This is a genomic window from Streptomyces sp. NPDC101234 (genome assembly GCF_044767525.1).
Lineage (GTDB): Bacteria > Actinomycetota > Actinomycetes > Streptomycetales > Streptomycetaceae > Streptomyces > Streptomyces sasae.
In genome coordinates this window covers 1-9,024 of sequence record NZ_JBIWOA010000086.1, presented here as the reverse complement: position 1 = coordinate 9,024, position 9,024 = coordinate 1, and the positions used below count along the sequence as shown (strand labels likewise).

10 protein-coding genes and 1 pseudogene are annotated in these 9,024 nt (G+C 68.2%); 4 read left to right on the top strand and 7 right to left on the bottom strand.

Annotated elements, in window-relative coordinates:
• Window positions 1-251 precede the first annotated feature (251 nt).
• Both ACIRR9_RS55295 and ACIRR9_RS55290 read left to right on the top strand, forming a co-directional pair.
• Window positions 252-791, top strand: coding sequence for a winged helix-turn-helix domain-containing protein (locus ACIRR9_RS55295; protein WP_403769480.1), 540 nt, complete (start codon window positions 252-254; stop codon window positions 789-791).
• Window positions 788-1,369, top strand: a complete 582-nt coding sequence (locus ACIRR9_RS55290) for a transposase (RefSeq protein WP_403769477.1) — start codon at window positions 788-790, stop codon at window positions 1,367-1,369. Before ACIRR9_RS55295 ends, ACIRR9_RS55290 begins: the two co-directional genes overlap by 4 nt.
• Here ACIRR9_RS55290 and ACIRR9_RS55285 read toward each other — a convergent pair.
• From ACIRR9_RS55285 to ACIRR9_RS55275, 3 genes are all read right to left on the bottom strand, one after another.
• Entirely contained in the window at window positions 1,319-1,813 is a 495-nt protein-coding gene (locus ACIRR9_RS55285; protein WP_403769474.1) for a hypothetical protein, read from the bottom strand. The two genes, ACIRR9_RS55290 and ACIRR9_RS55285, sit on opposite strands and share 51 nt — an antisense overlap.
• 80 nt (window positions 1,814-1,893) lie before the next feature.
• Window positions 1,894-2,556 (bottom strand): response regulator, encoded by a 663-nt coding sequence (locus tag ACIRR9_RS55280; protein ID WP_403769471.1) that lies wholly within the window; start codon window positions 2,554-2,556, stop codon window positions 1,894-1,896.
• Window positions 2,553-3,587, bottom strand: a complete 1,035-nt coding sequence (locus ACIRR9_RS55275) for a sensor histidine kinase (RefSeq protein ID WP_403769468.1) — start codon at window positions 3,585-3,587, stop codon at window positions 2,553-2,555. The genes ACIRR9_RS55280 and ACIRR9_RS55275 overlap by 4 nt, the downstream gene beginning before the upstream one ends.
• Before the next feature lie 126 nt (window positions 3,588-3,713).
• On the opposite strand from ACIRR9_RS55275, the gene ACIRR9_RS55270 reads away from it, so the two are divergent.
• Both ACIRR9_RS55270 and ACIRR9_RS55265 read left to right on the top strand, forming a co-directional pair.
• Window positions 3,714-4,448 (top strand): ABC transporter ATP-binding protein, encoded by a 735-nt coding sequence (locus ACIRR9_RS55270; protein ID WP_403769466.1) that lies wholly within the window; start codon window positions 3,714-3,716, stop codon window positions 4,446-4,448.
• Entirely contained in the window at window positions 4,448-5,236 is a 789-nt protein-coding gene (locus tag ACIRR9_RS55265) for an ABC transporter permease (protein ID WP_403769464.1), read from the top strand. Before ACIRR9_RS55270 ends, ACIRR9_RS55265 begins: the two co-directional genes overlap by 1 nt.
• 268 nt (window positions 5,237-5,504) lie before the next feature.
• On the opposite strand, the gene ACIRR9_RS55260 is transcribed toward ACIRR9_RS55265, so the two are convergent.
• The 4 genes and pseudogenes from ACIRR9_RS55260 to ACIRR9_RS55245 form a co-directional block, all read right to left on the bottom strand.
• Window positions 5,505-6,363 (bottom strand): IS5 family transposase gene (locus tag ACIRR9_RS55260; RefSeq protein ID WP_403769482.1). Its coding sequence is split into 2 segments (ribosomal slippage): window positions 5,505-6,015 and window positions 6,014-6,363, totalling 861 coding nucleotides; the frame shifts between segments, so codons are not numbered across the junction.
• A 44-nt stretch (window positions 6,364-6,407) separates the two neighbouring features.
• Window positions 6,408-7,145, bottom strand: a complete 738-nt coding sequence (locus ACIRR9_RS55255; protein WP_403769461.1) for a maleylpyruvate isomerase family mycothiol-dependent enzyme — start codon at window positions 7,143-7,145, stop codon at window positions 6,408-6,410.
• Window positions 7,146-7,502: 357 nt separating this feature from the next.
• Window positions 7,503-7,943 (bottom strand): annotated as a pseudogene (locus ACIRR9_RS55250) (IS630 family transposase); the annotation flags it as partial.
• 74 nt (window positions 7,944-8,017) lie between these two features.
• Entirely contained in the window at window positions 8,018-8,746 is a 729-nt protein-coding gene (locus tag ACIRR9_RS55245) for a dienelactone hydrolase family protein (RefSeq protein WP_403769459.1), read from the bottom strand.
• Window positions 8,747-9,024 lie beyond the last annotated feature (278 nt).

Below are 9,024 nucleotides of genomic sequence, written 5' to 3'. Positions count from 1 at the left end.
GGAAACTATGCAGAGCCATGCCCAGCCGAAACCCCACGATGGAGCGGAACAACGCACACGGCTTCGGCATAGTCGCGGTCTCGGCATAGGTCGATGCAGAGAAGGTCGTCTCATTTGTGGGCCACGGCATCGTGTCTCGCGAACTTGGCCTTTCGGGGCCGGTCGAGGGCCGGGCGGACTACTGAACCTGAAAGCGTGATGTCGGGGCCGTTGGCCAGACGAGGGCTTGGCTCGTGCGGTAGACCTCGGGCGTGAGGTACGCGCAGGGCGGGGGCTTGACCGACGCTGGCAGGGCGGCGCGGGAGCGATTACGGCTTCAGGCCGTCGCACGCTTCGAAGGCGGGGACAGCAACAGCGGGATCGCTGCCGTCCTGCGGGTGAGCGAGCGATCAGTAGAGCGGTGGCGCCGAGCTTGGCGAGAGCAAGGCGAATCTGGAGTGCTGTCGAAGGGGTCGCCGGGCCGGCCGAGACTCAGCAAGGTCCAGATCGCCCGATTGGAACGGGAGCTGGAACGCGGCCCGCTGGCTCACGGCTGGGTAGACCAGCGGTGGACACTGGCACGGATCAAGACGTTGATCGGTCGGCTGTTCCACGTCTCCTACACGGTCGAGGGCACCTGGCAGCTGCTGAAGCGACACGGCTGGTCGTGGCAGCAGCCGGCACGACGCGCGATCGAGCGTGACGACGACGCGGTCGAAGTGTGGAAGAAGGAGACCTGGCCGCGGGTAAAAGCATCGCGGCGGAGCGCGGGGCCTGGGTCGTCTTCGAGGACGAGGCTGGGCAGTCGATGACTCCGCCGCGGGCCAGGACCTGGGGTCGCCGCGGTTGCACGCCGGTCGTGCGGGTGCGCGGTCGTGGTTCCGGCCGGGTCTCGATGGCAGGCATGACGTGCTACAAACCCGGCGAGCGATCCCGGCTGTTCTACGCCGTCCGCGAGTACACCGGGCGCAAGGACCAGCTGAAGGGATTCGGCTGGCGGGACTTCCGCGACCTGATCGTCCGAGCGCGCATCCAGCTCGGTGGCCCGATCGTGCTGGTCTGGGACAACGTCCGGCTCCATCTGACACGGCCGCTGCGCGAGTTCATCGAAGCCAATGCCGAGTGGCTCAGCGTCGTACAGCTGCCGACCTACGCGCCCGACCTCAACCCGACCGAAGGCGTTTGGTCGCTGGTCAAGCGAGACATCGGCAACCTCGCAGCGGCGAACCTCGGTGAGATCACGCGCGCGGTCAAGCGCAGGCTCAAGAAGCTCCAGTACCGCCCCCACCTGATCGACGGCTGCCTCGCAGGCACGAGACTGGTCCTCGGAGCGTGTCCGTCAGAAAGTTCCGAAGAATCGGTCCCACCAAGTGGGCCGCTGCGCGTATAGGTGCGCTCGACTCGGACCGTCGTAGTCGGACTCCACCAGCTCCTCCGGGACGACCGTGAAGCCGAGCTCGATCAGGACCCGCTCGACCGAGGCGAGATCGACGGCGTCCAGTTCGCCCTCGTCCTGGGCGTCCTGCGTCCCGAGGAACGCTCCCGGATTCTCAGCACAGACCAGGGCAAGGGACCCGAACTTGCTCACGCAGACGACGAGACGGGTCCCGCAAACGGTGGCCTCGGCGGGCACAATGACACGCCCGAACTCGCTGGAATCCTGCGTATCCTGCTCAGCCACGCACGGAACCCCGAAGTCACTTTCGAGCCGGGTGACCAGCTCGCCGAACCGCGCAGCGACTGCGTTCCGGTCGTACGTTGCCGGCCACTCAAGCCACTGCGGGTCATCGAGCTCACGCAGCAACGCCAGCAGATTCGCCCCACTCTCCGTCACCCGCACATCATGTCGCAGCACCTGCTTCGTGATCTACACGAGGCGAGGCGATCCCGCTCTCCGACAACACTCATTCAAGTTCAGTAGCCACCAGTGAGGCCGCTGCGGTAGGCGTGGATGACGAGTTGGACGCGGTCGCGGGCATCGAGTTTGGTCAGCAGCCGGGCGACGTGGGTCTTCACCGTGCCCGCGCCGATGTACAGCCGTTCGGCGATCTCGGCGTTGGTGAGTCCTTCGGCGACGAGCAGCAGCACTTCACGTTCACGGGTGGTGACGGCCTCGGGCAGTTGCGGCGGTTCCTGACCGTGTGGTGGCGGTGCCGGCCTGTTGACGTATGCCGCGATGAGTCGTTTGGTGACGCGTGGCGCGAGCAGTGCCTCGCCCTGGGCGACGGTGCGGACGGCGGACAGCAGGTCGAGGGGCGGTGCGTCCTTCAGGAGGAAGCCGCTGGCCCCGGCACGCAGTGCGCCGAAGACGTACTCGTCCAGGTCGAAGGTGGTGAGCATCAGGACACGTGCGTGGTCGGCGGTGGTGATACGGCGGGTGGCTTCGATGCCGTCCATCTCGGGCATCCGAATGTCCATCAGGACGACGTCGGGCCGGTGTTCGGCGGCTGCTGCAACGGCGTCCCGGCCGGTTCCGACGCTGCCGATCGATGTGAGGTCCGGGGCGGTGTCCACGATTCCGGCCAGGCCGATGCGGATCAGCTGCTGGTCGTCGGCGACCAGGACCCGGATGGTCACGGCCGCTCCCGCGCCGCGGCGGTGGGCTGTGGCCCGTCCACGGGGATGCTGGCCCGTACACGGAAGCCGCCGGTCGCGGCCGGTCCTGCCAGCAGGGTGCCGCCGTAGAGGGCGAGGCGCTCCTGCATCCCGGTCAACCCGCGCCCGGTGCGGCTCGGGGCCGGCTGGATGCTGCCGTCGTCGGTCACCGTGAGGGTGAGCTCGCCGGGACCGTACGCGACGGTGACCTGCGCGGTGCTCGCGTCGGCGTGCTTGACCACGTTGGTCAGCGCCTCCTGGACGATTCGGTACGCGGCTGCCTCCAGCCCCGGGGGCAGCGGTCTGGCGCGGCCTGTGACGGCGAGGCCGATCCGCAGGCCGGGGCGCCGGGTCCGTTCGGCGAGACGGTCCAGGTCGGCGAGTCGAGGGGCGGGGGCCAGGGCCGGGTTGTCGGTGCCGTCCCCGTCATCCCCGTCATCATGCAGCACACCGAGCATGCGGCGCAGTTCGACGAGGGTCTCCCGGCCGGTGGTCTCGATCGCCTCCAGCGCGTTGCGCGCGTCCTGGGGACGGTCGTCGAGCACCAGGCGGCCGTAGCCCGCCTGGACGGAGATCACGCTCATCGCGTGGGCGATGCCGTCGTGCAGTTCGCGGGCGATGCGCAGCCGCTCCGCCGCTGCCTCGCGATCGGCGCGCTCCTGTTCCTGACTCAGCAGCGTATGCAGATACCGGCGCCGCTGGCCGACCGCGAAGCCCATCGCCCAGGCGACGCCGAAGAGCAGCGCGAACGGCACCACGGCCCCGGTGTGTTCGAACCTGGGCAGGCCGGTGGAGACCGCCATCACCAGGGCGGCGGCCAGGGCGACTCCGGCAGTGCGGGCCGGGCGCAGGGAGGTGACGCAGAAGAGCGCGAAGGCGAGCGGCACTCCACCCCAGAAGATCGCCTGCGGATGCCACGGCGCCAGTCCGCACACCGCCAGCGACAGGACTGCAAGGCCCTCCGGCCAGTAGGGCCGCAGCAACTGCGGGGCCGCACGCGACTTCCGTTCCACGACCGGAGCGTATGCGCCTCCCGGCTCCGCCCGCATCGTCCGCGGGAGCTATGCCGTACGGCAGACCCGGCCCCGAAAAGTCCTGCCCGCAGGCAGACGAATCGCCTCCCCCGCCCCGGCACCGTAATGCACGTGATTCGATGCGAACACCTCACCAAACGCTTCGGCCGCAAGGCCGCCGTCGACGACCTCAGCTTCGAGGTCCTGCCCGCCCATGTGACCGGCTTCCTGGGCCCCAACGGAGCGGGGAAGTCGACCACCATCCGGGCCGTCCTCGGCCTGGACACCCCGGACGCCGGCCGCGCCCTGGTCGACGGCGTGCCCTACCGCCAGGCCGAACAGCCGCTGCGCCGGGTAGGTGCCCTCCTGGACGCCGGGGCCGTCCACCGGGGCCTTACGGCGCGCGCACATCTGGCTGCACTCGCCGCCACCAACCACATCCGGCGCGGCCGGATCGAGGAGGTACTCGCCCTCACCGGCCTCACCGACGTCGCCCGCCGCAGGATCGGCACCTACTCGCTCGGCATGAAGCAGCGCCTGGGCATCGCCGCCGCCCTGCTCGGCGACCCGCCGGTGCTCATCTTCGACGAACCTGCCAACGGCCTGGACCCGGAAGGCATCAGGTGGATCCGGGCCCTCATGCGGTCGCTGGCCGCCGAAGGACGCACCGTCCTGGTCTCCAGCCACCTGATGAGCGAGATGGCCCTCACCGTCGACCATCTTCTCGTCATCGGACGAGGACGTCTGCTCGCCGATGTCCCGATCACCGACTTCGTTCCCGCCGGGGCCTCACTGGAGGACGCCTACCTGGGCCTCACCGAATCCGCCGTGGAATACCGCACCGAAGGGACGGGCCACTGATGCCCACCGCACTGACAGGCGCCATGGCCGCCGAGGTCATCAAGCTGCGTTCCCTCCGCTCGACCTGGATCACCGCCCTCATCGCCGTGGCGTTCGGCCTGGCGCTGAGCGTCATGGACGTGGCGCACACCGCCAGCGCGTGGCCACACCTGGCGACGGCCGACCGGGCCCAGTTCGACCCGGTGGGCGACTCGCTCTCCGGCTTCGCCTTCGCCGTCCTCGCCTTCGGCGTCCTCGGCGTGCTGGGCATCAGCAGCGAGTACACCACCGGACTGATCCGCACGACGCTGACCGCGACACCCCGGCGCGCGCTCGCCTACACCGCCAAGACCCTCGTCATCGGCGGATGCGCCCTGCTGCTGGGCGAACTGGCCGCGTTCACCAGTTTCTTCATCGGGCAGGCGGTCCTGGCCAGGCGGCACCTGGACGTCGGCCCGGGCACGCCGGGCGTGCTGCGCGCCGTGTCCTGTGCCGGGCTCTACCTGTTCGTCGTCACCGTCGTGGGCTACGGCCTCGGGGCCGTCATCCGGCACACCGCCGGAGCCATCGCCGCGCTCTTCGCCCTGGTCTATCTCGGCTACGGCGCAGCCAAAGCCGTCGAAGGCTGGTCCTACCTGCCCAGCAAACTCATGCTGAGCAACGCCGCTGACACCCTCGGCCAGCTCCACCCACACCCCCTCCACCCGGAACGCACCCCCTCCCTCCCCTTCGCTCTCTTCGACCTCGCCCTCTACCTTGCACTCGCCCTCGCCTGCGGAGCCTGGCGCTTCACTCGCGACGCCTCATAGACGCTCCATCCGATCCGCGGCAGACGTTGATGAGAGCCAAATTCACGAAGCCTCATCAACGTTTCCGGCCCCCACGCGGACCATCCCCAGCCGGATCCAGAGCGTGGCAGCGGCGCAGAGCAGGATCACGCAGCCCGACGCGTAAACGATCAAAACAGAGTGCGTCTCATCGCTCTGTCCCTTGTACGAAATGGGAGCCTGCACAGACTCAACGATCACAGACGCCCCAGGTTCCACAAACAGAATCACAAGACACTAGGGTCCGTCTTCAAACGGATCTTGCCCAGAGCAGGAACGACGCGAGTGTGACCGCCGCTTCGTAGGAAGTGGCGGTCTTTTCGTATCTGGTGGCGATGCCGCGGAAGCCCTTGAGGCGGTTGAAACAGCGTTCGATCATGTTGCGTCGGCGGTAGGCCTCGCGGTCGAAACCTGGTGGTCTGCCACCCCGGCGGCCGCGGTTGTGGCGGTGGCGTTGCTGGTCGGTCTTCTCCGGGATGGTGTGTGCGATGCCGCGTTTACCCAGGTAGGCGCGGAACCCGCGGGAGCTGTAGGCCTTGTCTGCGATGACCTGGTCGGGCCGGCAACGTGGTCGGCCCGCTCCGGTGCGGGGGACTCGGATGCGTTCCAGGAGCGGGCGTGCGCAGACGCTGTCGTGGCGTTGCCCCGGGGTCAGCAGGATCGCGAGCGGGCGGCCCCTGCCGTCGCAGGCGAGGTGGACTTTGGTGGTCAGTCCTCCACGGGACCGGCCGAGGCGTGATCGTCCGGTTCGTCCTGCCGATGCCTCCCCCTTTTCGCCCCGTCGCGGCGGCGTGCTGGTGGGCACGGACGATGGTCGAGTCGATCTGGACCAGCCAGTCGATGTCCCCGGCCGCATCTGCCCGGGCCTGGATCTGCTGCAGGGCCCGGGTGAACACGCCGTCCAGGGCGTAACGGCGAAAACGGGTGTAGACCGTCTTCCACGGTCCGTAGCGTTCCGGCAGGTCACGCCAGGAGATCCCCGTGCGGATCTTGTAGACCATCCCGTTGACGACCCGCCGGTCCGCCACGCGCGGCCGCCCCGTGGCAGCCCGCGGTATCAGCGGAGCGAGCAACTCCCACTCCTGTTCAGTGAGTTCATGACGGCGTATCACCCCGCCATGATCTCCTACCCGATGATCTTTGAAGACGGACCCTAGTAGAGGAACGGTGGCCTGGGCAGCTCCGAAGCTCCGTCGACGACAAGGTCGGTGCCTTGGGCTCGTCCCATCAACCAGGCCAGGAGTGAGGCCTGTGGGCCGTGGATGATCGGCGCCAGTCGTGCGGTACCGATGTCGTAGCCGGTCTCGGTGTCGGTGGTGTGTAGCCGCATCGCAGGAGCGCCATCGCGAGCGCTGAAGGACGCCACTACACGGCTGAGCATGTCCCGGACGAAGCCGGTTGGCCACTGGGCAGGCGTGTAGTCGGCGTTCAGGTCGACGTGGTGAATCAGCACCTCGCACAACCGGGAGTCGGCGGCACGCGCGGCGGCTCGCTCCTGGCCACGAGTCCAGCGAACCGTCTGGTTCCACGCCTCGGGCGGCATCTCGCGGTACTCCATGGCGAACCGGACAGCGGCACTGCGCAGATCGGCGATGAGCTCGGTGGCACTACGGCCTGCCCCTGCCTCGATCTGCTCGTCCCGGGCGGCCAGGCTCGGATACTCCGGCGTCTCTCTTCCGGTCCGGGCCCAGATCAGCAGGTTCCGGCCGCCGTCGGCGTTACGGGCCACATGGGTCAGCACGTGCCCACGCGACCAGCCCGGCAACAGGGAAGGCGCGCGCACATCGGCGTCAGTGAACCGCGCTGCCGTCTCAAGGAGGTGCCCGGTCGCGGCATTGATCTGATCGAAAGTGGTCACGGGGTCAAAGCCCGAGTGGTCATCAGCTGTCATGGCGCCTCCTGGATCCGTTCGACAGGCTGACCGCGTTCGAGGCAGGCTCCCGCACAGACGAGGCCGAAGCGATCGCTCGTATCCCGCTCGGCGAAAGCCGTCGTACAGAAGCAGCCGCACCGGTACGTCCGGACGTCCCAGATTGTCTTTTCGCCAGCGCGGAGGAACACTACTGAAGGGTTAGACCCCGCTGGCGTCACGGGTGGCTCCCGAGGCACAGGCCGGACGATTGTTGAACGATCGCGCGGTGACAGGGCTGAAGTCGTTTTCAATTACACCACCAGCGAGGAAACCGCCGCCTGGCGTTGCGGGTCATACAGGCGGGCGGTGGCAAGGCGCGAGCGATGCGCCTGGACCTGAAAGATCCGGATGGGCAAGCAGCACCCGAAGACCCTCTTGGCTGAAGTCGTCGACCACCCCCGCGGCGACGAGGAAGCCGGCCGGCCTGAGCAGGCTCCAGGCCAAGAACGGCAGGCCGTACGCGGCCCGCCCGGACTTGGCAGTCTCCTTGATATCCCGGCGTTTCCGAAGCGTGAAGGTTCCGGGCCGGCCGCCCTTGCACGTCGGGCAGAGCACCTCGAAACCGGCCACGTCGAAGTTGCGGACCACGTCCCGGACCCGGTCCACACCCGTGAACGCCACCCCAGCGATCTCCCCCACCGGCGTGCCTAGCGCGGACAACAGCACCATCCGGGCACGCCGCCAGGTCACCACCCGACCGGAACCCCTGCAGATGATGCACAACCGCCGCCTGCCCTCGTCATCATCGATCTCACCGACGCGCACTCGCTCGGCCATGCCGGACGCTCTCGACCGAACGCGTCGGCCGGGAACGACGTTCCGGCCAGCGCACCGGGCACTGTGATGCGGTGTCAGCTCAAATGCCAGGTGAAGAACCTCAGCGAGCTGTCCACTTCGAACGACGGCACATCCTCGTGCCTGCCGCTGTTGGCGTGCAGCGTCTTCTCGGATGAGGCCAGCGCGTCGAACAATGCCAGGCCCTGGTCCTGCGGAACCATCTGGTCGTCCCACTGGACCACGAACTGCACCGGTACAGTGATCCGCGCGGCGTCCTCGGCCAGACCGTGCACGCCGAGCAGGCCCAGCACCGCAGCTCGGATTCGGGGTTCTGCGACGATGAGCGGAATGCCGAGCCCGCAGCCCATCGACATACCGCAGTAGCCCACCGGGCCGACGCCGACCTGGTCGAGGCGCTGGACCGCGGTCAGCACGGCCTGCCAATCCGCGACGGCCTGAGGCGCCAGATGGCTGTGCATGCCGGCGACCAGCGCGCCCGGGTTCTCACCGGCGGCCATGCCAGCCCGCATCCCGGCCGCGATCCGGCCGAACTCCTCGTCCTGGGGCCGGTCGCCGTGGTGGGGCGCGTCGATCGCGACGACCGCGAAACCCTCGGCGGCATAGCAGCGAGCGCGGGCCACGTTGCCGGGGGCCGCCTTGTGCTGCCGGCCACCATGACCCAGCAGGATCAGGGGACGAGTACCAGAGGCGTGTTCCGGCGTCCACAGCACGCCGGGGATCTCGTCGAGGATGAAGAACTGCTCGGTGACGCCGTCCGATGACGTCTGGGAGATGAAGCGCATCAGCGTTTCAAGCCTTTCGGGATGCCTTGTGCGGGCGCTCCCTAGACCACGCAAAGGAGGAAGCCCCGACCTGTCACAGCGTTGATCGGTCTCACCTCCTTGGACTCACAGTCGAGCACGGCAGAGCCGAACCTATCACAGAGATCAACACCCGCTCCCCGCCAGGGCAAACGCTGCCAGATGCGGCACTAGTAGGACTCCGTTAAGTTGCTCTGGCTCTCGGGTTCTGGCTGGTGGGGGTTGTTCTGGGCAGGGGTTGGTGGCAGGTGGTGCAGGTG